Raw genomic sequence first — 23,122 nt, forward strand, 5'->3', positions numbered from 1 at the left:
CCGACAGCCCGACCCGATCCGGGGCGACCTCCGGCCGCCGACCCGCCGGCACCCGACGCGCCGGGGCACCGCCCGCAGCGGACCGTCCCGGGGACGATCGACGGTCGCGACGGTTACCGTGGCTAGGTGCGCGCCGTACCGGGCTGGGCCGTGGCCATCGCCGCCGCCGCACCCGTCCTGCTGCTCGGCGGTACGACCGTCGCGGGCGCCCGACAGCCGGCAAGCTACGACCCCGTCCGCGACACGATCAGCGAACTCGCCGGCCCGGGCGCGACGGACTCCTGGGTCGTGGTCGGCTGCTTCGTGCTGCTGGGCGCGTGTCACCTGGCCACCGCGGCCGTCCTGCACGCCGCCGGTCTACCCAGCCGGTTCCTGCTCGCGGTCGGCGGGGCGGCCACCGTCGCGTTGATCGCCTTTCCGCGGCCGAAGGTCGGCGGATCGCTCGGCCACGGCACGGTGGCGACGGTCGCCGTGTTGGCGCTGGCGCTCTGGCCGGCCGGGTCGGCGCTGCTGCTGCCTCGGGGCCCGGACGCCGGCCACCCGGCCCGGCCGGTGCTGCCGTGGGCGTTCCGGCGGCCGGTGGCGCTCACCGCGACGGCGGTGCTGCTGGCCCTCTTCGGCTGGTTCGTCTTCGAGGTGACCAGCGGGCACCGCGCCGGGCTCGCGGAGCGGGCGACGGCGCTGGGTGTCGGACTCTGGCCCCCGCTGGCGGTGGTATCGGCCCGGCGGACGCACCGACGCTGGCACAGCCCTGCGCGGATCAGTCCTCCGGGTCTGCAGGAAGCAGGTGGTTCACCTCCACCGGCCCCTCGGCGAGGGCCCGGGCCTGCTCCTCGGCCGCCTGGTCGGCCCCGGTGAGCCGGCCGCCGTGCTGGCGCAGGTGCTCCTCCCAGGACGGGACCTGGTAGACCTCCATGAAGCCGTGTGCCCGCTCGCCGACCCGGAACAGCCCCCAGCGCATCGCCCCGGTACGCCTGCGGGACCGTCCGACCGCCCGCATCGCCGCCACGAACGCGGCCTGCCGGTCGGGCGGGACGGTGTAGCGGAGGGTCACCAGCACCGGCCCGGTCCGCGGGTGCGCCTCCAGCGCCAGGTGGGGCTCGGGCCAGTAGACCGCCGGGTCCTGGTCGAAGCCCCGGGTGTCCCGCAGCGGCCAGCGCAGCACACTCACCGCGCCCACCGCCATCAGCACGCCGGCCACGGCCAGCGCCGTCACCAGGCTGGTCAGCTCGCCGAGGGCGCCCCACGCCAGGGCGCCGAGCGCCTGACCACCGGCGAAGACCATCTGGTACACCGACAGGCCACGGGCGCGTACCCAGCCGGGGACGAAGAGCTGCATCGCGGCGTTGATGCCGGACAGCACGGTCATCCAGGCCAGCCCGCCGGGCACCAGCGCGGCGACCACCACGGCCCGCATCGGCACCAGCGCGAGCACGAGCAGCACCCCGGCGTAGAGGAGTCCGGCCAGCAGCAGCCGCTGGGTGCTGGAGAAGAGCTGGCGGATCCGGGGCAGGACGACGGCGCCGGCCACCGCGCCGACGCCGAGCGCGGCGAGCAGCAGCCCGTAGCCGCTGGCGCTCATGTGCAGCCGGCGGCTGGCGACCAGTGGCAGCAGGGCCCAGAGTGCGCTGCCCGGCACCACGAAGAGCGCGGTGCGCAGCAGGATCCGGCGGACCACCGGGGAGTGCCGCACGTACCGGCCGCCGGCCCGCAGCGCGGCGGCGAAACGTTCCGGCATGGGCTCGGCCTCCGGACGGCCGTGCCGCCAGCGCAGCAGGGCGAGTGCGAAGATCACAAACGAGGCGGCGTTGACCGCGAAGACGACCGACACCCCGGCCTGGGCCACCAGCACGCCGGCCACGGCCGGCCCGACCGCACGAGCCAGGTTGACGCTGATCGAGCCGAGGGCCGAGGCGGAGACGAGCTGGGCCCGGGGCACCAGTTCCGGAATCACCGCCTGCCAGGCGGGCAGGGTGAGCGCCTGCCCGACGCCGAGCGCGAAGGTGAGGGCGAGCAGCAGGGCCGGCGGCATCCAGCCGGCCGCCGTCAGCGTGGTGAGCAGCACCCCCACACCCGCCAGGAAGCACTGGACGACGATGAGCAGCCGACGCCGATCGAAGGTGTCGGCGAGCGCGCCGGCCGGCAGTGCGAGCAGCAGTACGGGCAGCATGCTCGCGGTCTGCACCAGGGCGACCAGGGTCGCGGCGTTGGGCTGGTTCACCAACAGCCACTGCGCGCCCACGGTCTGCATCCAGGTGCCGACGTTGCTGGCCAGCACCGCCAGCCAGAGGCTCCGGAACGCGGCGATGCGCAACGGTGTCCACGCCGACGCGGGCACGTCGGGTGCGGGTGTCAGGGGGGCGCTCACCGGGCGGAACGTACCCCGGCGGCGGTCGGTCAGTCCGATGATCGCGGAATCCGCCCCCCGGCCGCCGGGGCCGGACGCGGGAACGGGCCGCCGGTCGCCCGGCGGCCCGTGCGCGTGCGGTCGGTCAGTAGACGCTGACGCCGTAGACGCTGAGCGCCTCGGTCACCGGCTGGAAGTAGGTGGTGCCGCCGGAGGAGCAGTTGCCGCTGCCGCCGGAGGTGAGGCCCAACGCGGTGCTGCCGGCGAAGAGCGAGCCGCCGCTGTCGCCGGGCTCGGCGCAGACGGTGGTCCGGATCAGGCCGGAGACGCTGCCCTCGGCGTAGTTCACGGTGGCGTTCAGGGCGGTCACCGAGCCGCTGTGCACGCCGGTGGTGCTGCCGGAGCGCCGGACGGTCTGGCCCACGTACGCGTTGCCGGCGGCGGTGATGTCCTGGTAGCTGCCGTTGTAGAGGTAGACGTTGCCCGGCTGCGTGGTGGTCTGGTTGCTGTACCGCACGATGCCGTAGTCGTTGCCCGGGAAGCTGGTGCCGGCCCGGCTGCCGAGGAGGGTGGTCTGCGAGGAGTTGCTGTACCAGCTCGACGAGATGTTGGTGCAGTGCCCGGCGGTGAGGAAGTACTTCACGCCGGAGCTGCTGCGCACGTTGAAGCCGAGGGAGCAGCGTCCGCCGCCGCCGGCGTAGATGGCATTGCCGCCGGAGATGCGGGTGCTGAGCACGCCGGACTCCGCCTCGATCCGGACCGCGCCACCGGTGCGGGCGGCGGCGGCCTTGACCCGCTCCAGCTTGGCGCCGGTGACGGTGCTGTCGACGGAGACGACGACCTGGTTGGTGGCCGGGTCGGTCCACCAGGCGGTGCCGGGGATCTTCGCGGACCGCTCCAGTTCGTTGGTGGCGGCCGCGAGCTTGTCGGCGCCCCGGGTGACGAGCTTCGGGGTGGCGCCGGCGGCGCGGACCTGGCGGGCGGCCGCGGCGTCGGTCACCGCGACGACCATGGTGCCGCTGCTGTCGGCGTACGCGCCGGCGGCGCGGTCTCCGAGCTTCGTGGCGAGGGCGGCGGCGGCGTCGGGCGACGCGGGCGAGGCGGGGGCCGCCTGGGCGGGTGCGCCGAGCAGCGAGCCGGTGACCAGGGTGCCGGCCATGGCGACGACGGCGGCGCGGCGGAGCATTGACCTCGTGGGTCGCATGTAACAACCTCCGGGTGGGGGTGACGGGCACTGTCACGCGGACGCGCCCGGGGACAGCCCGGCCGACCTGGGGAAACCGGCCGGACCACCAAAGTATTCACATATTTAAGATCCTAGGCAAGACGTGGCTTTGCCCGAATTCGCAGGGCCGCACGATGTAACCGCGAAGCAACATCGGGGACATCGGCTGTCAGAGCCCGCCGGGGCGCTCAGGAACGGCGGCGGGCGCCCGGGCCCGGGCGCGGCACCACGTCGCGCGGGTCGGTCACCTCATGCCCCTCGGCGCAGCGCAGCGCCGCCCGGACGTCGGCGCCGCAGTCGCGGTGGGCGACGGTCAACGGCGAGCCGTCCGGGTCGGCCAGGTAGCGGTCGCCCCAGCCGAGCACCGCGACCAGCACCGGCCAGAGGTCGAGCCCCTTGTCGGTGAGCCGGTACTGGTGCCGCAGCCGGCTGCCCGGCTCCCGGTACGGCTCCCGGCGCAGCACCCCCTGCTCCACCAGCATGGCCAGCCGGTTGGTGAGCACCTGCCGGGGGATGCCGGTGCGCACCCGCATGTCGTCGAAGCGGCGCACGCCGTTGAAGACCTCGCGGAGCACGACCAGGGTCCAGCGCTCGCCGAGGATCTCCATGGCGCGGGCGATGGTGCAGTTCTCCACCGACCAGTCCAGTGCCGCGGGTCTCATGCCGACCAGGCTAGGTCTGATTGACAGACTCAGCAACGCGCTGCGAGGCTGAGTCCATGACACAGACGCAGGAGCGCAGCCGCACCTTCACCTGGTCCGACCCGGTCGCCGGGGCCGCACACATCGGCCGGAGCAGCGGCCTGGAGCTGCTCCGCGCGATGATCGCCGGGGAACTGGCCGCGCCGCCCGTCATGCACCTCCTCGACATGACCCGGATGGAGGCCGACGAGGGCCGCGTCGCCGTCGAACTGGTGCCGCAGGAGTTCCACTACAACCCGCTGGGCACCGTGCACGGCGGCGTCCTCTCCACGCTGCTGGACACCGCGGCCGCCTGCGCCGTGCACACCACCCTGCCGGCCGGCGTCGGCTACACCTCGCTGGACCTGAACGTGAAGTTCCTCCGCCCGGTCACGGTCGCCAGCGGCACCCTGCGCTGCGAGGGCACGGTGCTCCAGCGGGGCCGCCGCACCGCCCTGGCCGAGGCCCGCCTGACCGACGCGAAGGGCCGCCTGATCGCCCACGCCACGTCGAGCTGCCTCCTGATCCCCCTCGACCAACCCGCCTGACCCACCCCACCCGCCCCCGCGATCTTGCACTTCGAGCCCCTGGAACGCCTGAATCACGGCTTTTGCCGGGGCAGCAAGTGCAAGATCGCGGGGGCGAGGGGGCGGGGGCGAGGGGCGGGGGCGGGGTGGGTTAGCGCGTTGCCGTTAGGCGGGCGGCGCGGGCGGCGCGCTTCTCCTCGAAGCGGGACGCCTGGGTCTCCAGCATGTCGAGGTGGGCGGCGATCTGGTCGCGGGCGGCCTCGCCGTCGGCGTCCAGGCCGGTCGCCTCGAACAGGTTCCACTGGCGCAGCACCGGGACCACCACCTCGTCCCGGTGCTGGCGCAGGTCGTAGATGCCGGCCAGGGCGATCGCCACCGACTTGCGGGCGAAGCCGTCGATGCCGACGCCGGGCATCTGGAAGTCGGCCAGCACGTCGGCGACGGCCCGCATGGCCTGGCTCGGGGCCAGCTCGACGGCGGCGCCGAGCAGGTTGCGGTAGAAGACCATGTGCAGGTTCTCGTCGGCGGCCACCCGGGCCAGCAGGGCCTCGCAGGTCGGGTCGCCGGTCGCCCGGCCGGTGTTGCGGTGCGAGATGCGGGTGGCCAGTTCCTGGAACGAGACGTACGCCAGCGAGTGCAGCACCTCGTCGTCGTGGGTGTTGACGTAGCCCGCCGACATGTGGGTCATCCGGGCCCGTTCGAGGGCCACCGGGTCGACCGCCCGGGTCACCGTCAGGTAGTCGCGGATCGCCGTGCCGTGCCGCCCCTCCTCGGCGGTCCACCGGTGCACCCAGGTCCCCCACGCGCCGTCCCGCCCGAACAGCGTGGCGATCTCGTGGTGGTACGAGGGCAGGTTGTCCTCGGTGAGCAGGTTGACGATCAGCGCGGTGCGGGCCACCTCGGGCAGGGTCGAGTCGCCCTCGGTCCAGGGCTCGCCGCCGAGCGGGCCGTCGAAGGTCCGCCCCTCGCTCCACGGCACGTACTCGTGCGGGAACCACTCCTTGGCCAGCGACAGGTGCCGGTCGAGGTTCTTCTCGACCACGGGTTCGAGCTCGCGGAGCAGAGCGGTCTGGCTGAGCACGGTCACGTCGATCTCCCTACGGTGGCGTAACTTACGCCACCGTAGGTCCAATCGTCGTCAGGCGCCAGCGGTCGCGGGCCCGACCAGCGGTTTCAGGTCGGCCCGGGGCGGCGTCCACTCCCCCGCCGCGGCGGCCACCTGCTCGCCCGAGCGGATGTCCTTCACCTCGTCGCCCTCGGCCCCGGGGAACCAGACGTACGGAATGCCGCGCCGCTCGGCGTACCGGATCTGCTTGCCGAACTTGGCCGCGCTCGGCGACACCTCGGTCGGGATGCCCCGGGAGCGCAGCGCCTCGGCGACCTTGTTGCTGGCCGGCCGGTCCTCCTCGTTGCTGACCGCGACCAGCACGCAGGTCGGCACGTCCCGGGAGACCGACAGCTCGCCCGCGCCGAAGAGCAGGCCGAGCAGCCGGGTCACCCCGATGGAGATGCCGACACCGGGGAAGCGGGCGTTGCCGGAGCTGGCCAGGTTGTCGTACCGGCCGCCGGAGCAGACCGAGCCGAACCGCTCGTAGCCGATCATCTGCGTCTCGTAGACGGTGCCCGTGTAGTAGTCCAGGCCGCGGGCGATCCGCAGGTCGGCGACGCAGAGGCCGGGCGAGTGCGCCGCGGCGGTCTCCACCACGGCGGTCAGCTCCGCGATGCCCTCGTCCAGCAGCGGGTCGGTCACCCCCAGGGCGCGGACCGCGTCGGCGAAGGAGGCGTCCGGCGCGGAGATCTCGGCGAGGGCCAGGCAGGCCTTGGCCTGCGCCTCGCTCGCCCCGGCGGTCTCCGCCAGCAGCTCGGCCACCCTCGCGGGGCCGATCTTGTCGAGCTTGTCGACGGCGCGCAGCGCCGCCTCCGGGTCGGTCAGCCCGACGCCCCGGTAGAAGCCCTCGCAGATCTTGCGGTTGTTCACCTGGATCCGCACCGGCGGGATCGGCAGCGAACGCAGCGCGTCGCCGATCACCAGCGGCATCTCGGCCTCGTAGTGGGCCGGCAGGGTGTCCCGGTCGACGATGTCGATGTCGGCCTGGAGGAACTCCCGGTAGCGCCCCTCCTGCGGGCGCTCACCCCGCCACACCTTCTGGATCTGGTAGCGGCGGAACGGGAACTGGAGCTTGCCGGCGTTCTCCAGCACGTAGCGGGCGAACGGCACGGTGAGGTCGAAGTGCAGGCCGAGGGCGTCGTCGCCGGCCGGACCGTCGGTGTCGGCCTGGAGCCGGCGCAGCACGTAGACCTCCTTCGAGGTCTCCCCCTTGCGCAGCAGCTGGTCGAGGGGCTCGACCGAGCGGGTCTCCAGCGGCGCGAAGCCGTACAGCTCGAAGGTGGCGCGGATCCGGTCGAGCACGAACTGCTCGATCATCCGCTGGGCGGGCGTCCACTCCGGAAAGCCGGAGATGGGCGTGGGCTTGCTCATGGCGTACTCCCTTGGCAGCCGCGCCCTGCGCGGCAGAGTCTCCGTGGGGCCGCGCGGACCGCGCGGTGAGGTCGTGGGCCGCGGCCGGGCTACAGGCCGCGGGTGGGCGCGGCCGGGCGCGCGCCGCCGGTCCCCGACACCTCGACGAGGTACGGGTTGGTCGCGCGCTCGCGGCCGATGGTGGTCTGCGGGCCGTGGCCGGGCAGGACGACCGTGTCGTCGGCCAGCGGGAGGACCTTCTCCCGGAGGCTGTCCAGCATGCGGGGCATGCTGCCGCCCGGCAGGTCGGTGCGGCCGATCGAGCCGGCGAAGAGCACGTCACCGGAGAGGCAGATCTGCTCGGCCTCCCAGGGCGAGCCGGCGCCGGGCATCCGGAACAGCACCGACCCGCCGGTATGGCCGGGAGCGTGGTCGACGGTGATCTCCAGCCCGGCCAGCGACAGGGTCGCGCCGTCGATCAGCTCCGCCACGTCGTCCGGCTCGGCGTAGGGCAGCCGGCCGCCGAAGAGCTGGGTGAGGTCCATGGAGAGCGCCTTCGACGGGTCGGCCAGCAGCTCCCGGTCCTCCGGGTGGACGTACGCGGGGATGCCCCGCGCGCCGCAGACCGGGGCCACCGAGAAGGTGTGGTCGAGGTGGCCGTGGGTGAGCAGCACGGCGGCCGGGTGCAGGCGGTGCTCGGCGAGCACGGCGTCGAGCCGGTCGAGCACCCCGATGCCGGGGTCGACCACCACGCACTGCTCCCCCGGCGCCGTCGCCACCACGTAGCAGTTGGTGCCGAAGGCGTCCGCGGGAAAGCCGGCCACGAGCACGTCCGCTCCCCTTCCGTCCAGGTCGTCGTCCCTGTCAGCAGCCTAGTCGCACGGGCGACCGGGTTTCGCCGACCACCGGCCCCACCCGCCCCGCCGGGCACAGTGACAACGCCCGATAATCCCAGGCTGGACCTCGTACACCACTTTCCCAGCCGGTACCCGTACACTCTGGCGGGCGTGTGGCGTGGCGCACCCTCCCGGCGTACGGGCGGGCACCGCCCGGCGCCGGCCAGAACCAGGGTAGAGGAAGGGGAGCACGGGTGGCTTCCAGCAGGGACCGGCAGCGCAAACTGGCGCGGGCCAAGCTCGACCGGCAGCTCGCCCGGCGGGCCGCGGCCGCGAAGCGCCGCCGGCAGATCCAGGCCGGTGTCGGCGCCGCCGTGGTGCTCGCGCTGATCGTGGTCGGTTCGGCCTGGGCGCTCGGCGCCTTCGACTCAGAGCCGAAGAAGCAGGCCGCCGAGGACACCTGCCTCTGGACCCCGCAGGACGCCACGGCCAACACCAACCTGAAGGAGGTGGGCACCCCGCCCACCACCGGCCTGCCCACCGCCGGCACCCGCACCATGACGGTCACCACCAACCAGGGCGGCCCGATCACCGCCGACCTGGACCTGGCCGCCGCCCCGTGCGGCGCGGCCAGCATCTCGTTCCTGGCCGGCAAGTCGTTCTACGACAACACCAAGTGCCACGAGATCACCACCGAGGGGGCGCTGCGCTGCGGCGACCCGAGCGGCAGCGGCATGGGCGGCCCGGCCTACTCGTTCTACAACGAGAACGTCCCCACCGCGCCCGAGGCCAGCCCCTCCGCCTCGCCGGCGCCGGCGCAGACCCCGGCGTACCCCAAGGGCACGGTCGCCATGATCGGCAATCCGCCGGGCAGCAACGGCAGCCAGTTCCTGATCTTCTTCAAGGACTTCAACCCGCCCACCCCGGGCTACACGGTCGTCGGCAAGGTCACCGGCGGCCTCGACGTGGTCGAGAAGATCGGCGCCCTGCCGACCGTGGACAATGGGAGTGGGGCCAAGGTCAAGCCGAAGACGGACGTGGTGATCCAGAGCCTCACCGTCGGCGAGCCGAACGCCGCGCCGGCCGCCACGAGCGCGCCGGCGGCGAGCCCCAGCGCCGGCTGACCCGGCCCGCCCCACCCTGAGCAGCGGCGAGCACCGCCGTACCCGAGAAGCATGTGAGGAGTGACCGTGACGTCCACGAGAGAGCGGCAGCGCGCGGCGGCGCGGGCCCGCCTCGAGCGGGAGATGGCCGAGCGCGCCGCCAAGGCCCGCAAGCGCCGGCAGACCCAGGCCATCGTCGGCGCCGCGGCCGTGCTGGTGCTCGTCGTGGCCGGCACCGTCTGGCTCGCCACCTCGCTCGGCGGTGACGACAAGAAGCAGAACACCGCGGGCGGCGACGGGTTCTCCCAGTGTGTGTTCAACGAGGTCCCCAAGGAGGGGCGCTCGAAGCAGATCAAGGACGTCGGGCTGCCCGCGACCCAGCAGGCCAGCAAGGGCACCCAGACCATGACGATCGACACCAACCTGGGCCCGATCACCGCCAAGATCGACCGCGGGAAGGTGCCCTGCACCGCGGGCAGCTTCACCCACCTGGCCAGTAAGGGCTTCTTCGACAACACCAAGTGCCACCGGCTCGTCACCGAGGGCATCAAGGTGCTGCAGTGCGGCGACCCGAGCGCGACCGGCAACGGCTGGCGGGAGACCGACGGCACCGGCGGCCCGAGCTACAACCTGGCCGAGGAGAACCTGCCCACCGACAAGCGACCCCCCTACCCGGAGGGCGTCATCGCCATGGCCAACTCCGGCCAGCAGGGCAGCACCGGCAGCCAGTTCTTCATCGTGTACGGCGACTCGCAGCTCGACCCGAACTACACCGTGCTGGGCACCATCACGGGCGGCATGGACCTGGTGAAGCAGGTCGCCGCGGCCGGTGACGACGGCGCCTTCGCCCAGCAGGCCGGTGGCGGTCACCCGAAGAAGGAGATCGTCATCAACAAGCTCAGCATGAGCGACATCCAGGGCGGCTGACCCGCCCGTACGACGCGAAAGCGCCCGCCGGCTGACCGCCGGCGGGCGCTTTTCCGTGTTCCGGGGGCCGGCTCAGGCGCCCGAGGTGACCCGGTAGGCGTCGAAGACCCCGTCGACCTTGCGGACCGCGGCCAGCAGGTGCCCCAGGTGCTTCGGGTCGGCCATCTCGAAGCTGAACCGGCTCACGGCCACCCGGTCGCGGGTGGTGGTGACGGTCGCGGAGAGGATGTTGACCCGCTCGTCGGAGAGCACCCGGGTGACGTCCGCGAGGAGCTTGTGCCGGTCGAGGGCCTCCACCTGGATGGCGACCAGGAAGGTCGAGGCGGAGGTGAGCTTCCAGCTCACCTCGACCACCCGCTCGCTCTGCGCGCGCAGGTCCTCGGCGTTGGCGCAGTCGTCCCGGTGGACGCTCACCCCGCCGGAGCGGGTGACGAAGCCGAACACCGCGTCCGGCGGCACCGGGGTGCAGCAGCGGGCCAGCTTGATCCAGACGTCGCTGACCCCCCGGACCACCACGCCCGGGTCGGCGCTGCTCTGCCGGCTGCGCGGCGGCCGGGTGGCGACGGCGGTCTCGGCGATGTCCTCCGCCGCGCCCTCCTCGCCGCCGTACGCGGCCATCAGCTTCTGCACCACCGACTGGGCGGAGACCTGGCTGTCGCCGACCGCCGCGTAGAGCGAGGCCACGTCGGCCAGGTGCAGGTCCCGGGCGATCGCCATGAGCGCGTCGGAGGTGAGCATCCGCTGCAGCGGCATGCCCTGCTTGCGCATCGCCTTGACGATCGAGTCCTTGCCGGCCTCGATCGCCTCCTCGCGCCGCTCCTTGTTGAAGTACTGGCGGATCTTGGTGCGGGCGCGCGGGCTCTTGACGAAGCCGAGCCAGTCCTGCGTCGGGCCGGCCGTGTCGGACTTCGAGGTGAAGATCTCGATCACGTCGCCGTTGGAGAGCGTCGACTCCAGCGGCACCAGCTTGCCGTTGACCCGGGCGCCGATGCACTTGTGCCCGACCTCGGTGTGCACCGCGTACGCGAAGTCCACCGGCGTCGACCCGGTCGGCAGCGGGATGACGTCACCCTTCGGGGTGAAGACGTACACCTCCTGGCTGGACAGGTCGAACCGCAGCGCGTCGAGGAACTCGCTCGGGTCGGCCGCCTCGCGCTGCCAGTCCAGCAGCTGGCGCAGCCAGGTCATCTCGTCGATGTGCGCCGGCGGGCCGACCACCGGGACGCCCTTGTGCTCCTTGTACTTCCAGTGCGCGGCGATGCCGAACTCGGCGGTGCGGTGCATCGCGTAGGTGCGGATCTGCATCTCCACCGGCTTGCCGGTGGGCCCGATGACCGTCGTGTGCAGCGACTGGTACATGTTGAACTTGGGCATGGCGATGTAGTCCTTGAACCGACCCGGCACCGGCTGCCAGTTGGCGTGGATGACGCCCAGCGCCGCGTAGCAGTCCCGCACCGTGTCGACCAGGATCCGCACCCCGACCAGGTCGTAGATGTCGTTGAAGTCGCGCCCCCGCACGATCATCTTCTGGTAGATCGAGTAGAGGTGCTTCGGCCGGCCGGTCGTCTCCGCCTTGATCTTGGCGGCCTTCAGGTCGGTGGACACCTTCTGGGTCACCTGGCGCAGCAGCGCCTCGCGCTGCGGCTGGTGCTCGCCGATCAGCCGGTTGATCTCCTCGAACCGCTTCGGGAACAGGGTGCCGAAGGCGAGGTCCTCCAGCTCCCACTTGATGGTGTTCATACCGAGGCGGTGGGCCAGCGGGGCGAGGATCTCCAGCGTCTCCTTGGCCTTCTGCTCCTGCTTGGGGCGGGGCAGGAAGGTCAGGGTGCGCATGTTGTGCAGCCGGTCGGCCAGCTTGATCACCAGGACCCGCGGGTCCTTGGCCATGGCCACGACCATCTTGCGGATCGTCTCCGCCTTGGCCGCGTCGCCCAGCTTGACCTTGTCGAGCTTGGTGACGCCGTCGACCAGCAGGGCCACCTCGCCGCCGAAGTCGGCGCGCATCTGGTCGAGGGTGTATTCCGTGTCCTCGATCGTGTCGTGCAGCAGCGCCGCGACCAGCGTGGTGGTGTCCATGCCCAGGTTGGCCAGGATGGTCGCCACCGCGAGCGGGTGGGTGATGTAGGGGTCACCGGACTTGCGGTACTGACCCGAGTGCCACCGCGCGGCCGTGTCGAAGGCGCGCTGGAGCAGCCGGGCGTCGGCCTTGGGGTGGTTCTCGCGGTGGGTGGCGATCAGCGGCTCCAGCACCTCGCTGACCTGCGAGGTCTGCCAGGGCGCGTTGAACCGGGCCAACCGGGCGCGCACCCTCCGGCCGGTCGGCGCGTTGGAGAGGGCGAAGCCGCCGGCGGGCGAGGGGTCCCCCCCGGCGTCGGTCGGGAACGGCACCACGACCGCGCCGCCGTCCGCCTGCCCGTCGGGCCCGCTGCCGGGGCCGGTCACCCGGGCCGGCGGGTTGCCGCCGCTCCGCTCGGTCACCGAGCCGTCCGCGTCGCCTGTCGGGTGCACCGTGCCCTCCACCGGAGGGACGACATCGTGGGACACCGGCCTCCTCACCGCTCGCCGGGATGCGCCGGCCGTGCGGCCGACATCCTGTCCAACCGGCCGAGGGGCCGGAGTTGTTCCGCGCCGGTCACCGGGGGCCTCGCGGCCCCGGCGGCCCCGCACCGCCGGACGGTCACCCGCCCGGTCAAGCAAAGGGCAATGCTACCCGTACGCAGGGTACGCCGCCGCTCCGCCGGACGGACCGCGCCGGGTCCGCCCGACGGGCCGGTGGGTCAAACGGTCAGCAGGGCATGGACCGGACGCGGGGCGAGCCGTTCCCGCCCCTTGAGGAAGCCCAACTCCATGAGCACCGTGAAGCCGGCCACCGTGCCGCCGGCCCGCTCGACGAGGTCGAGGGTGGCCTCGGCGGTGCCGCCGGTGGCGAGCACGTCGTCCAGGACCAGGACCCGGTGGCCGGCCGTGAAGGCGTCCTGGTGCACCTCCAGCGTCGCCTCGCCGTATTCGAGGGCGTAGGAGGCCGAGTGGGTGGCCCGGGGCAGCTTGCCGGCCTTGCGCACCGGCACCACGCCCACCCCGGTGGCGTACGCGACCGCCGCGGCCAGCACGAACCCGCGTGCCTCGATGCCGACCACCGCGTCGAACGAGTCCCGCCCGTGGTACGCGATGATCCCGTCGATCACCTCACGGAAGGCCGTGCCGTCGGCGAAGAGCGGCATCAGGTCCTTGAACATGACACCGGGCTTCGGGAAGTCGGGCACGTCCAGCACCCGGCTGGCGACCAGTCGGGCGACCTCCGGGCCGCTGTCTCCCCGTACCCCGGTGGTGTGGGTCTCCGTCACGGTGCGTCCCATGTCCTCTCGAACGACGGCGGCGTCCGTCATGCCGCTTTCACAGCATGGCGGACGCCGTCCGGTCGATCCCTACCGGGTGTGGGTCAGCGGCGCTTCCCGCCACCGGGCCGGTTGCCCCCGCCGCTGGCGGGACGCCCGCCGCGGGCGCCGCTGGGGCGCTTGGCGGCCGGCCGGGCGCCGACCTTCGGGGCGGCGCCGGCCAGGGCGGCCGCCTCGGGGTCGATGGCCTCCTCGGCGGTGGTCGCCGCGGCCCGCGGCGCGCCCTTCGGGGTGACCTCGCCACGGGCGATGGCGCCCCGGCGGGCCAGCACCCGCTTGTTGTGGGCGCTGATCCGCGGGTCCTGGTTCTTCAGCAGCACCAGCAGCGGGGTGGCCAGCAGGATCGAGGTCAGGAAGGCCACCGCCATACCGACGAAGAGCACCAGACCCAGGTCCTTCAGGGTGCCCGCGCCCAGCAGGCCGGCACCGATGAAGAGCAGGCCGCCGACCGGGAGCAGGGCGACCACCGAGGTGTTCAGCGACCGCATGAGGCTCTGGTTGAGCGCCAGGTTGGCCGCCTCGCCGTAGGTCTGGTTGTTGTTCGCGGTGATGCCGCGGGTGTTCTCCTGGACCTTGTCGAAGACCACCACCACGTCGTAGAGCGCGAAGCCCAGGATCGTGAGGAAGCCGATGATCGTCGACGGCGTGACCTCGAAGCCGACCAGCGAGTAGATGCCGGCCGTGAGCACCAGGTTCGTGAACAGCGACGCGATCGCGGCGGCCGCCATCCGCCACTCGAAGCGGAGGATCAGGTAGATCGCCACCACCGCCACGAAGATCAGCAGACCGAGCAGGGCGCGGGAGGTGACCTGACTGCCCCACGCCTCGGAGACCTGGCTGCCGCTGATCTGGTCGGCCTGGATGCCGAACGACTGCGCCATCTCGGTCTTGACCTCGCTGGCCTGCTCCGCGGTGAGCTGCCCGGTGCGCAGCTCGTAGTACTCCCCGCTGGTGCTGCCGACCTTCTGCGCGGTGACCACCTCGGCGCCGCCGCCCTTGGTCGCCAGCGCCGCGTCGACCTTCGCCTCGGCCTGCTCCAGGGTGCCGACGCTGGCCGGCACCTGGAACGAGTTGCCGCCGGCGAACTCGATGCCCAGCTTGAAGCCGCTCAGCACGAAGCTGAGCACGGCGATCAGCACCAGCACGCCCGCTACGCCGAACCAGAGCTTGCGCTTCCCGACGATGTTGAGATCGGCCTCGCCCCGGTAGAGCCGGGCGGCCAGACCACTCTTAGCCATCTCAGGCCTCCTTGACGCGCGGGTTGCGGGCGGCGCCCGGCTCGGCCGACCGGGCCGGCAGGGCCCGGCCGAGACCGCTGACCCGCGGGGACAGGAACGCCCGGGTCCGGGCGAACATCGTCATGATCGGGTGGCGGAAGAGGAACACGACGACCAGGTCGAGGACGGTCGCCAGGCCGAGCGCGAAGGCGAAGCCCTTCACCGCGCCGACCGAGACGATGTAGAGCACCACGGCCGACATCAGGGTGATGGCGTTCGCCGAGATGATCGTCCGGCGGGCCCGGATCCACGCCCGCGGCACCGCGCTGCGCGGGCTGCGCCCCTCCCGGATCTCGTCCTTGAGCCGCTCGAAGTAGATGACGAACGAGTCCGCCGCCACACCGAGCGAGACGATCATGCCGGCGATGCCGGCGAGGGTGAGGGTGAACCCGATCGACCGGCCGAGCACCACCAGCGCGCCGAAGACCAGCAGCGCGGAGAGCACCAGGCTCAGGAAGATGACCGAGCCGAGCAGCCGGTAGTAGAAGAACGAGTAGATGATGACCAGCAGCATGCCGATGCCGGCCGCCAGCAGACCCGCCTTGAGGTGGCTGTCGCCCAGCGTCGCCGTGACGTTCTGCCGCTCCTGCGGCTCGAACGTCACCGGCAGCGCGCCGTAGCGGAGCTGGCTCGCCAGCGCGTTGGCGCTCTTGTTGTCGAAGCTGCCGGTGATCTGCGAGTCACCGGTCAGCACGCCCTGGATCTCCGGGGACGAGACGATCTCGTTGTCCAGCACGACGGCGACCCGGCACTTGCCGTCCTGGCCGAGCGCGGTCTGGTCGCAGGCCTGACCCTCGTTGTTGAACGCCTCGCGGGTCAGCGCGGTCCACTTCTCCTGGCCCTTGCCCGTGAAGTTCAGGCTGACCACCCACGAGCTGGTCTGGTCGAGCACGGCGTTGGCGTCGTCGACGTCGGTGCCGAGCACCTTGGCCTTGTCGAGCAGGTACTTGGCGCCGGACTCACAGGCCACCGCCTGCTGGTTCTCGTCCTTGATCGACGCCGCCGGCCGCTTGTCGAGCTGGGCGCAGGTGATGGTCGGGACGTTGAACTGCATCCCGACCGGCAGCACCGCGATCTCCTGCGGGGAGAGCGTTCCGAACGGCTTGAGCTTGTCCGCCAGCGTCGGGTCGGCGGTGAGGTCGGCCGGCGCCTGGAGACCGGAGGCGGCGGCCCAGGCGGCCGGGCCCACCTTCTGCTCGATCGCCTTGCGCTGCTGCTCGATGTTCTGCGGCACCGGCGCGGCGCTGGCGCTCGGGCTCGGCGCGGCGGCGCTCGGCGTGGCCGACGGGGTCGGCGCGGCGGCGCTGGCGCTCGGCGTCGGCGCCATGCCGCCCTGGCCGCCGGCGCTCGGCGAGGCGGTGGCCTTGGGCGCGGCGCTGCCGGACGGCTGCGGCGTCGCGCTGCCGGACGGGGCCGGGGTGGCGCTGCCGGAGGGAGCCGGGGTGGCGCTGGCGGTCGGGGCCGGCGCGGCGGCGGCGCCGCTGCCGTCAGTGGCCTTGAGCACCTTGCGGAAGCGCAGCTCGGCGGCCTCACCGACGTCGTTCAGTTCGCGGTTCTGGCCAGGCAGAGAGATGACGATGTTCCGGTTGCCCTCGGTGACCACCTCCGCCTCGGCCACGCCGTAGGCGTTGACCCGGCTCTCGATGATCTGGCGGGCCTCCTCGAGGTTGGCAGCGGTCGGGGGCTTGCCGTCCACGCTGTTGGTGGCCTCGAGCGTCAGCCGGGTGCCGCCGATGAGGTCCAGGCCGAGCCGGGGCTCCAGCCGGTCCTTCCAGCCACCGCTGGCGCCGCCCGAGAAGAACACCAAAAGATAGAGGACGACGAAGATGAACCCGAGCACGGCGAGTTGCCGTCCGGGGCGCATCTGTCCCTGAGGTGGTGCCACGGCTGTCCTGTCTCCCTGTACGGTCGCGCCGCTTCGGCAGCGGCGAGATTGTCGGGCCGGGGGTGTCCGCCCGACTGCTCCGGCGGGTCGGCGCCGCCGGACGGCACGCCTCCCCGGCGCACGACGCGGCGGCGTCGCGCGGGGTACCTCGCGTGCCGGCGTCGAACGCCGACCCAACTATCCACTTGTGTGAGTGAATCCGCTGCCCCGTCCGGGGCCGTGGTCACTCCTTGACCGGCTCGGCTTCCTCGGTGATCGTCTCGGCCTCCGGGGCCTCGACCCGCTTCACCACGCGGGCGATCGCCGGACGCGCGTACCGGGTCTGCACGCCCGGGGCGACCTCGAGCAGGACCGTCTCGTCCTCGACCCCGGTCACCGTGCCGTAGAGACCGCCGATGGTGACCACCTCGTCGCCCACGCCGAGCGCGGACTGCATCTGCTCGGCCTCACGGCGACGCTTCTGCTGGGGGCGGATCATCATGAAGTACATGACGCCGAAGAGCAGAGCGATCATGAGGATCGGCGTCAGACCGCCGGCTCCCCCGCCACTCGCTGCTGCGTAAAGCACGGTTGTCGACCTTCCCATTGGCCTCCGCGCCGCCCCGGAGGGCACCACAGCGGAGGCGGAATCTCACGTCCTGTCAAACCGCGGCGAAGTCTAATCCCTGCACCTGAGAACACCGAATGCGGCACAGATCACGTTCGGATCACGCCTGATCGGTCTGCGCCGAGAACAGATCGGGCACCGGAGGGGCATCCGCGCCAAATGTACCATTCGGCGGCGTACGCCCCAGATGGTGCCAGGCGGCCGCCGTGGCGACCCGGCCGCGCGGCGTACGCGCCAGCAGCCCGGCCCGGACCAGGAAGGGCTCGCACACCTCCTCGACGGTGTCCGGCTGCTCGCCCACCGCCACGGCGAGGGTGGACAGCCCGACCGGGCCGCCCCGGAAGGAGTCGACCAGCGCGGTGAGCACCGCCCGGTCCAGCCGGTCCAGGCCCAGCGCGTCGACGTCGTAGACGGTGAGAGCGGCCCGGGCGGTCTCCAGGTTGACCACCCCGTCGGCGCGGACCTCGGCGAAGTCGCGCACCCGGCGCAGCAGCCGGTTGGCGATCCGGGGGGTGCCCCGGGACCGCCCGGCGATCTCCGCCGCGCCGTCGGTGGTGATCGGCACGCCGAGGATCCGGGCGGACCGGTGCAGCAGCGTCTCCAGGTCGGCCGGGGAGTAGAAGTCGAGGTGGGCCACGAAGCCGAACCGGTCCCGCATGGGTCCGGTGAGCAGGCCGGACCGGGTGGTCGCGCCGACCAGGGTGAACGGCTCGACGTCGAGCGGGATGGCGGTCGCCCCCGGACCCTTGCCGACCACCACGTCGACCCGGAAGTCCTCCATGGCGCTGTAGAGCAGTTCCTCGGCCGGCTTGGCGATCCGGTGAATCTCGTCGATGAAGAGCACGTCGCCCTCGGCGAGACTGGTCAGGATGGCGGCCAGGTCGCCGGAGCGCTCGATGGCCGGCCCGCTGGTCACCCGGATCCCCGAGCCCAGCTCGGCGGCCACGATGTTGGCGAGGCTGGTCTTCCCCAAGCCGGGCGGCCCGGACAGGAGGATGTGGTCGGGCGGGGAGCCGCGCCGCATGGCTCCCTGAAGCAACAGGTCGAGCTGGTCGCGAACCCGATCCTGGGCGATGAACTCGGAGAGGCGCTTGGGCCGGACGCTGGCCTCCGCGTCCCGTTCCGCGTCGCTGACGTACGCCGAGACCAGGTTCTCCCCCGTCATCGGGTGCGGCCCAGGAGGCGGATGGCCTGCTTGAGCAGGACCGGCACGGGCGGGGTCTCCCCGTCGATCGTCTCCGCGACGGCGGCCACCGCCTGCTCGGCCTGGGCGGCGGTCCAGCCGAGCCCGACGAGGGCCTGGCGGACCTGCTCCGGCCAGGCGCCGGCGGTGACCCCGGCCGCGCCCTCGGGGCCGATCGGCACCGGGCCGATCCGGTCGCGCAGTTCGAGGACGAGCCGCTCGGCGCCCTTCTTGCCGATGCCGGGCACCCGGGTCAGCGCGGCGGTGTCGGCGTTGGCGATGGCCTTGCGCACCGCGTCGGGGGTGTGCACGGCCAGCACCGCCTGGGCCAGCCGCGGGCCGACCCCGCTGGCGGTCTGGAGCAGTTCGAAGAGCTGCTTGGCGTCGTCGTCGGCGAAGCCGTAGAGGGTGAGCGAGTCCTCCCGGACCACCAGGCTGGTGGCCAGCCGGGCGGGCTGGCCGACGCGCAGCTCGGCGAGGGTGCCGGGGGCGCACTGCACGGCCAGGCCGATGCCGCCCACCTCCACCACGGCGTGGTCCGGACCGGTCGCGGTCACCGTGCCGCGCACGCTGGCGATCATCGCGCTCCTCCTCGTCGTGCCCGCTGCGCCGCGGCGGCCAGCTTGGACCGGGTGCCGCCGCGCCAGACGTGGCAGATGGCCAGCGCCAGGGCGTCGGCGGCGTCGGCCGGGCGGGGCGGCTCCGGCAGCCGCAGCAGCCGGGTGACCATGGCGGTCATCTGCGCCTTGTCGGCCTGACCGGAACCGGTCACCGCCGCCTTCACCTCGCTCGGGGTGTAGGTCTGCACGGGCAGCCCGGCCCGGGCCCCGGCGAGCACGGCGATCCCGCTGGCCTGGGCGGTGCCCATCACGGTGCGGACGTTGTGCTGGCTGAACACCCGCTCGACGGCCACGGCGTCGGGCCGGTGCTCGGCGACCAGGTCGGTGAGCGAGCGGTCCAGGTGCAGCAGGCGCAGCGGCAGCTCGTCGGCGGGGTCGGTGTAGACGACGTAGTAGGCGACGAGGGTGCAGGGGCGGCCCGGCACGCCCTCGACCACGCCGACCCCGCACCGGGTCAGCCCCGGGTCGACGCCCAGCACGCGCACGCCGCCTCCTCCCCCAGCCGCCAGCAGTACGTGTGTTCGACACCCTACTGGTGCGGTCGGACGGCCGCCGGGCGGGACACGCCCGGCTGTCCGGTCAGCGCCGCGTCGGGTCGACCTCGACCGCGACGGTGACCGGGTCGCCGTGGTCCTTGCCGGCGCGGATCCGGGCCGGGACGGGCAGCAGCCAGCCGGCCCGCCGGTCCCGCCAGACGCTTGTCGACCAGGTGCGGCCGTCGACGGTGGCGGTCACCGGCACCCGGCCGAACGGGCCGGCCGCGTCCGGCGCGTGATCCGGCGGGACCGGGGCGAACACCCAGCCGCCGCCACCGGACCAGCGCACCAGCGTCACCTCGAAGGACGTCGTCCCGCCCGCCATGTACGCCTCCACTCTCCGCCGGATCGACCCGGGCCACCGTCGCACGGCCCCCTGACACGTGGCGGCGGCCCGGCCCGGCGCGAGGCGGCGGGCGCCACACACTGAAGCGGTCGAGTATGTGTCGCCGCCCCATGTGCCGCCGGCCACACAGCTCGTAACTTCTTGCGCCATGACGGCAGAACCCGTGGCGGTCCCCCACGTCGTGCACGTCGACCTCTCCGGTCGCGTCGCGCTGGTGACCGGTGGTGGCAGCGGCATCGGACGGGCCTGCGCCCTGCGCCTGGCGGCGGCCGGCGCGGCGGTGCTGGTGGTCGACCGCAACGTGGAGGCGGCCAAGGCGGTGGCCGCGGAGGCGGGCGGCCGGGCGGAGGGTGTCGACCTGGCCGACCCGGAGGCGGTGGACCGGCTCGACGTCGACGTGGACATCGTCGTCAACAACGCCGGTCTGCAGCATGTCGCACCGCTGCAGGACTTCCCCGTCGAGCGCTTCGAGTACATCCAGCGGGTGATGGTGGAGGCACCGTTCCTGCTGATCCGCCGGGCGCTGCCGCGGATGTACGCGAACGGGTGGGGCCGGATCGTCAACATCTCCTCGGTGCACGGGCTGCGCGCCTCGCCGTACAAGGCGGCGTACGTCTCGGCCAAGCACGCCCTGGAGGGGCTGTCGAAGGTGGTGGCGCTGGAGGGCGCCGCGCACGGGGTGACCGCCAACTGCATCAACCCGGCGTACGTGCGGACCCCGCTGGTGGAGAGCCAGATCGCCGACCAGGCGGCAAGCCACGGCATCGGCGAGGACGAGGTGGTCGAGAAGATCATGCTGGCCCGGGCGGCGATCAAGCGGCTGATCGAGCCGGAGGAGGTGGCCGAGCTGGTCGCGTACCTGTGCTCGCCGCCCGCCGCGTTCATCACCGGCGCGTCGATCGCCCTCGACGGGGGCTGGACGGCCAACTAGTGGCCTCGCGCACAATGTCGGTCATGTCGTCGCCGGTCGAGTTCCTGGAGCTGCTGGCGCGGGAGGCCGCCCCGGTCGAGTTCGAGGGCCCGCTGGTCGCCGCCCGCGCCGCCGGCCTGCCCGCCGAACGCCTCGCCGAGCTGGAGCAGGCGAAGCTGGTGGCGCTGCGGGTCCGCGCGCTGCTGGAGCGGCGGCGCCGCCGGGAGACCGAGCTCTCCGGCCTGTACGACACGGCCAGCGACCTGGCGGGCCTCCGCGACCTGGACGACGTGCTGCGCGCGATCGTGCACCGGGCGCGGATCCTGCTCGGCACCGACGTGGCCTACATGACGCTCAACGACGACGAGCGCGGCGACACCTACATGCGGGTCACCGACGGCTCGATCTCGGCCCGGTTCCAGCGGTTGCGGCTGGAGATGGGCGACGGCCTGGGCGGCCTGGTGGCGCAGACCGGCACCCCGTACGTCACCTCGAACTACCAGGAGGACGACCGGTTCAAGCACACCGGGGAGATCGACGGCGGGGTGGGCGAGGAGGGCCTGGTGGCCATCCTGGGCGTCCCGCTGCGGCTCGGGTCGAGCGTCATCGGCGTGCTGTACGCGGCCAACCGCTCCGCCCGGCCGTTCGCCCGCGAGGAGGTGTCGCTGCTGGTCTCGCTGGCCGCGCACGCCGCCGTGGCGATCGACACCGCGCGGCTGCTGGCCGAGACCCGGTCGGCGCTGGAGGAGCTGTCGGCGGCGAACAGCACGATCCGGGCGCACAGCAGCTCGGTGGAGCGGGCGGCCGCCGCCCACGACCGGATGACCGCCCTGGTGGTGCGCGGCGGCGGGATGGAGGACGTGGCGGCGGCGGTCACCGAGGTGCTCGGCGGGGCGCTGCTGGCGCTGGACGCCGAGGGGCGGCGGCTGGCCCGGGTGGGCGAGATCGAGGAGCCGGACCGGGCGGACATCGTGGAGGCGGTGGCCGCGTCCCGCACCGAGGGGCGCAGCGTGCGCCGGGGTCCGCTCTGGTACGCCGCCGTGGTGGCCGGCGCGGAGAACCTGGGCGCGCTGGTGCTGCGCCCGGACGGCGAGCTGGTCGACGCCGACCAGCGGATCCTGGAGCGGGCGGCGCTGGTGACCGCGCTGCTGCTGCTGTTCCGCCGCACGGTGGCCGAGGCGGAGGGGCGGGTCCGCGGCGAGCTGCTGGACGACCTGATCGCCCGGCCGTTGCGGGACACCGACGCGCTGCGCAGCCGGGCGCGCCGGCTCGGCGTGGACCTGGACTCCCCGCACGTGCTCGTGGCGGTCGGCGACGACGCGATCGCCGCCACCGGCTCGGCCCGGCAGCGGGTGCTCTCCTGGGCCACCACGTACGCCTCGACGCGGGGCGGGCTGGCGGCGGCGCGCGACGGGCGGGTGGTGCTCATGCTGCCCGGCCAGGACGCGGGCGGCGCGGCCCGGGCGGTGGCCCGGGACCTGTCGCGGGTGACGGGCCGGCCGGTGACCGCCGGGTCGAGCGGGCCGTCCACGGGTCCGGCCTCGCTGGCCGTCACCTTCACCGAGGCGGAGCGGTGCCTGACGGCGCTGGGCGCGCTGGGCCGGGCCGGGCAGGGGGCGAGCACGGCCGAGCTGGGCTTCGTGGGGCTGCTGCTGGGCGCGGTCGGGGACTCGGGCGACCGGGACGTGGCCCGCTTCCTCACCACCACGGTCGGGCCGGTGGTGGACTACGACGCCCGGCGGGGCACCGCGTTGGTGAAGACCCTGGAGGCGTACTTCGGGGTGGGTGGCAGCCTGGCCCGGGCGGCGGAGCTGCTGCACGTGCACGTCAACACGGTGACCCAGCGGTTGGAGCGGGTCGGTCAGCTGCTCGGCGCGGACTGGCAGAAGCCGGAGCGTGCCCTGGAGGTGCAGCTCGCCCTGCGCCTGCACCGGCTGCGTACGCCCGCCGGCTGAACCGCACCCGACTCACCGCCGGGGAGGCCGTCCAGGACACCGTCGGCGATCTGCTCCGGCAGGACGCGGTCGTCCAGCTCGGGCGCCAGCAGCAGCGCTTTCAGTGATCTGGAGCCCCGACCCTGTAGGTGGGTCTGGACAACTTCTCCCCGCACAACCACCCCAGGTCCGCGCCGGGTACGACCAACCGGGCGAGGTGGTATTCTTGCCGGCCTATGCGTCCTGACTAGGCTGAATCAAGGCCGAGTTCGCTGCCGTGCGGTACTTACCCTCAACGACCGCGACTATCGGCGGCCACAATCGTC

General features: G+C 73.1%; 21 protein-coding genes. 6 read left to right on the plus strand and 15 right to left on the minus strand.

What is annotated here, in order from left to right; genetic code table 11:
* Positions 1-126: 126 nt before the first annotated feature.
* Positions 127-858 carry a DUF998 domain-containing protein gene (locus FXF50_RS08880; RefSeq protein ID WP_148426745.1) on the plus strand — a complete coding sequence of 244 codons (732 nt, stop codon included), beginning with the start codon at positions 127-129 and terminating at the stop codon, positions 856-858.
* On the opposite strand, the gene FXF50_RS08885 is transcribed toward FXF50_RS08880, so the two are convergent.
* The 3 genes from FXF50_RS08885 to FXF50_RS08895 all read right to left on the minus strand — a co-directional run bounded on the left by FXF50_RS08885 (position 761) and on the right by FXF50_RS08895 (position 4,234).
* A complete protein-coding gene (locus FXF50_RS08885) occupies positions 761-2,368 on the minus strand; it encodes an MFS transporter (protein WP_255509957.1) in 1,608 nt (535 codons plus the stop codon). The two genes, FXF50_RS08880 and FXF50_RS08885, sit on opposite strands and share 98 nt — an antisense overlap.
* 124 nt (positions 2,369-2,492) lie before the next feature.
* Positions 2,493-3,551 (minus strand): S1 family peptidase, encoded by a 1,059-nt coding sequence (locus FXF50_RS08890; protein WP_148426746.1) that lies wholly within the window; start codon positions 3,549-3,551, stop codon positions 2,493-2,495.
* Positions 3,552-3,760: 209 nt separating this feature from the next.
* Positions 3,761-4,234, minus strand: a complete 474-nt coding sequence (locus FXF50_RS08895) for a helix-turn-helix domain-containing protein (RefSeq protein ID WP_148426747.1) — start codon at positions 4,232-4,234, stop codon at positions 3,761-3,763.
* Between the two features lie 56 nt (positions 4,235-4,290).
* Between FXF50_RS08895 and FXF50_RS08900 the strand changes: the two genes are divergently transcribed.
* A complete protein-coding gene (locus FXF50_RS08900) occupies positions 4,291-4,800 on the plus strand; it encodes a PaaI family thioesterase (protein WP_148426748.1) in 510 nt (169 codons plus the stop codon).
* A gap of 130 nt (positions 4,801-4,930) precedes the next feature.
* On the opposite strand, the gene FXF50_RS08905 is transcribed toward FXF50_RS08900, so the two are convergent.
* From FXF50_RS08905 to FXF50_RS08915, 3 genes are all read right to left on the minus strand, one after another.
* On the minus strand, positions 4,931-5,866 hold the full coding sequence (locus FXF50_RS08905) for an acyl-ACP desaturase (RefSeq protein WP_148426749.1): 936 nt from the start codon (positions 5,864-5,866) through the stop codon (positions 4,931-4,933).
* Between the two features lie 51 nt (positions 5,867-5,917).
* Positions 5,918-7,258, minus strand: a complete 1,341-nt coding sequence (gene hisS, locus FXF50_RS08910; protein ID WP_148426750.1) for a histidine--tRNA ligase — start codon at positions 7,256-7,258, stop codon at positions 5,918-5,920.
* Between the two features lie 89 nt (positions 7,259-7,347).
* Positions 7,348-8,067 carry an MBL fold metallo-hydrolase gene (locus tag FXF50_RS08915; protein WP_148426751.1) on the minus strand — a complete coding sequence of 240 codons (720 nt, stop codon included), beginning with the start codon at positions 8,065-8,067 and terminating at the stop codon, positions 7,348-7,350.
* Positions 8,068-8,327: 260 nt separating this feature from the next.
* Here FXF50_RS08915 and FXF50_RS08920 point away from each other — a divergent pair, with 260 nt between their 5' ends.
* Together FXF50_RS08920 and FXF50_RS08925 are read left to right on the plus strand one after the other, a co-directional pair.
* Positions 8,328-9,197, plus strand: a complete 870-nt coding sequence (locus tag FXF50_RS08920; RefSeq protein ID WP_148426752.1) for a peptidylprolyl isomerase — start codon at positions 8,328-8,330, stop codon at positions 9,195-9,197.
* 66 nt (positions 9,198-9,263) lie between these two features.
* Positions 9,264-10,103: a peptidylprolyl isomerase gene (locus FXF50_RS08925; protein WP_148426753.1), complete on the plus strand. Its 840-nt coding sequence runs from the start codon at positions 9,264-9,266 to the stop codon at positions 10,101-10,103.
* A gap of 72 nt (positions 10,104-10,175) precedes the next feature.
* On the opposite strand, the gene FXF50_RS08930 is transcribed toward FXF50_RS08925, so the two are convergent.
* The 9 genes from FXF50_RS08930 to FXF50_RS29250 form a co-directional block, all read right to left on the minus strand.
* Positions 10,176-12,623: a bifunctional (p)ppGpp synthetase/guanosine-3',5'-bis(diphosphate) 3'-pyrophosphohydrolase gene (locus FXF50_RS08930; protein ID WP_187399602.1), complete on the minus strand. Its 2,448-nt coding sequence runs from the start codon at positions 12,621-12,623 to the stop codon at positions 10,176-10,178.
* Positions 12,624-12,880: 257 nt separating this feature from the next.
* A complete protein-coding gene (locus tag FXF50_RS08935; protein WP_107077860.1) occupies positions 12,881-13,447 on the minus strand; it encodes an adenine phosphoribosyltransferase in 567 nt (188 codons plus the stop codon).
* A gap of 95 nt (positions 13,448-13,542) precedes the next feature.
* Entirely contained in the window at positions 13,543-14,736 is a 1,194-nt protein-coding gene (gene secF, locus FXF50_RS08940; RefSeq protein WP_148426755.1) for a protein translocase subunit SecF, read from the minus strand.
* Position 14,737: 1 nt separating this feature from the next.
* Positions 14,738-16,660, minus strand: coding sequence for a protein translocase subunit SecD (gene secD, locus FXF50_RS08945; RefSeq protein WP_187399589.1), 1,923 nt, complete (start codon positions 16,658-16,660; stop codon positions 14,738-14,740).
* 223 nt (positions 16,661-16,883) lie between these two features.
* Positions 16,884-17,228 (minus strand): preprotein translocase subunit YajC, encoded by a 345-nt coding sequence (gene yajC / locus FXF50_RS08950; RefSeq protein WP_187399590.1) that lies wholly within the window; start codon positions 17,226-17,228, stop codon positions 16,884-16,886.
* Positions 17,229-17,367: 139 nt separating this feature from the next.
* Positions 17,368-18,432, minus strand: a complete 1,065-nt coding sequence (ruvB, locus tag FXF50_RS08955; protein WP_148426756.1) for a Holliday junction branch migration DNA helicase RuvB — start codon at positions 18,430-18,432, stop codon at positions 17,368-17,370.
* The gene (ruvA, locus tag FXF50_RS08960; protein WP_148426757.1) at positions 18,429-19,031 is read right to left on the minus strand and encodes a Holliday junction branch migration protein RuvA; all 603 of its coding nucleotides are present in this window, start codon (positions 19,029-19,031) and stop codon (positions 18,429-18,431) included. Before ruvA ends, ruvB begins: the two co-directional genes overlap by 4 nt.
* Complete coding sequence (gene ruvC, locus FXF50_RS08965) at positions 19,028-19,555, minus strand: crossover junction endodeoxyribonuclease RuvC (protein ID WP_148426758.1); 528 nt, start codon at positions 19,553-19,555, stop codon at positions 19,028-19,030. The genes ruvA and ruvC overlap by 4 nt, the downstream gene beginning before the upstream one ends.
* Positions 19,556-19,649: 94 nt before the next feature.
* On the minus strand, positions 19,650-19,931 hold the full coding sequence (locus FXF50_RS29250; RefSeq protein WP_187399591.1) for a DUF1905 domain-containing protein: 282 nt from the start codon (positions 19,929-19,931) through the stop codon (positions 19,650-19,652).
* Between the two features lie 169 nt (positions 19,932-20,100).
* Here FXF50_RS29250 and FXF50_RS08975 point away from each other — a divergent pair, with 169 nt between their 5' ends.
* Both FXF50_RS08975 and FXF50_RS08980 read left to right on the plus strand, forming a co-directional pair.
* Positions 20,101-20,883, plus strand: a complete 783-nt coding sequence (locus tag FXF50_RS08975) for a 3-hydroxybutyrate dehydrogenase (RefSeq protein WP_148426760.1) — start codon at positions 20,101-20,103, stop codon at positions 20,881-20,883.
* Between the two features lie 14 nt (positions 20,884-20,897).
* Entirely contained in the window at positions 20,898-22,817 is a 1,920-nt protein-coding gene (locus tag FXF50_RS08980) for a helix-turn-helix domain-containing protein (protein ID WP_148426761.1), read from the plus strand.
* The last annotated feature ends 305 nt before the right edge of the window (positions 22,818-23,122 follow it).

Source organism: Micromonospora sp. AP08, from assembly GCF_008085935.1.
GTDB lineage: Bacteria > Actinomycetota > Actinomycetes > Mycobacteriales > Micromonosporaceae > Micromonospora > Micromonospora chersina.

Coding starts and splice junctions, on each gene's coding strand:
- FXF50_RS08895 (WP_148426747.1), bottom strand. CDS start 4,234: ATGAGACCCGCGGCACTGGACTGGTCGGTGGAGAACTGCACCATCGCC.
- FXF50_RS08890 (WP_148426746.1), bottom strand. CDS start 3,551: ATGCGACCCACGAGGTCAATGCTCCGCCGCGCCGCCGTCGTCGCCATG.
- ruvB (WP_148426756.1), bottom strand. CDS start 18,432: ATGACGGGGGAGAACCTGGTCTCGGCGTACGTCAGCGACGCGGAACGG.
- FXF50_RS08900 (WP_148426748.1), top strand. CDS start 4,291: ATGACACAGACGCAGGAGCGCAGCCGCACCTTCACCTGGTCCGACCCG.
- hisS (WP_148426750.1), bottom strand. CDS start 7,258: ATGAGCAAGCCCACGCCCATCTCCGGCTTTCCGGAGTGGACGCCCGCC.
- FXF50_RS08980 (WP_148426761.1), top strand. CDS start 20,898: ATGTCGGTCATGTCGTCGCCGGTCGAGTTCCTGGAGCTGCTGGCGCGG.
- FXF50_RS29250 (WP_187399591.1), bottom strand. CDS start 19,931: ATGGCGGGCGGGACGACGTCCTTCGAGGTGACGCTGGTGCGCTGGTCC.
- ruvA (WP_148426757.1), bottom strand. CDS start 19,031: ATGATCGCCAGCGTGCGCGGCACGGTGACCGCGACCGGTCCGGACCAC.
- FXF50_RS08975 (WP_148426760.1), top strand. CDS start 20,101: ATGACGGCAGAACCCGTGGCGGTCCCCCACGTCGTGCACGTCGACCTC.
- secF (WP_148426755.1), bottom strand. CDS start 14,736: ATGGCTAAGAGTGGTCTGGCCGCCCGGCTCTACCGGGGCGAGGCCGAT.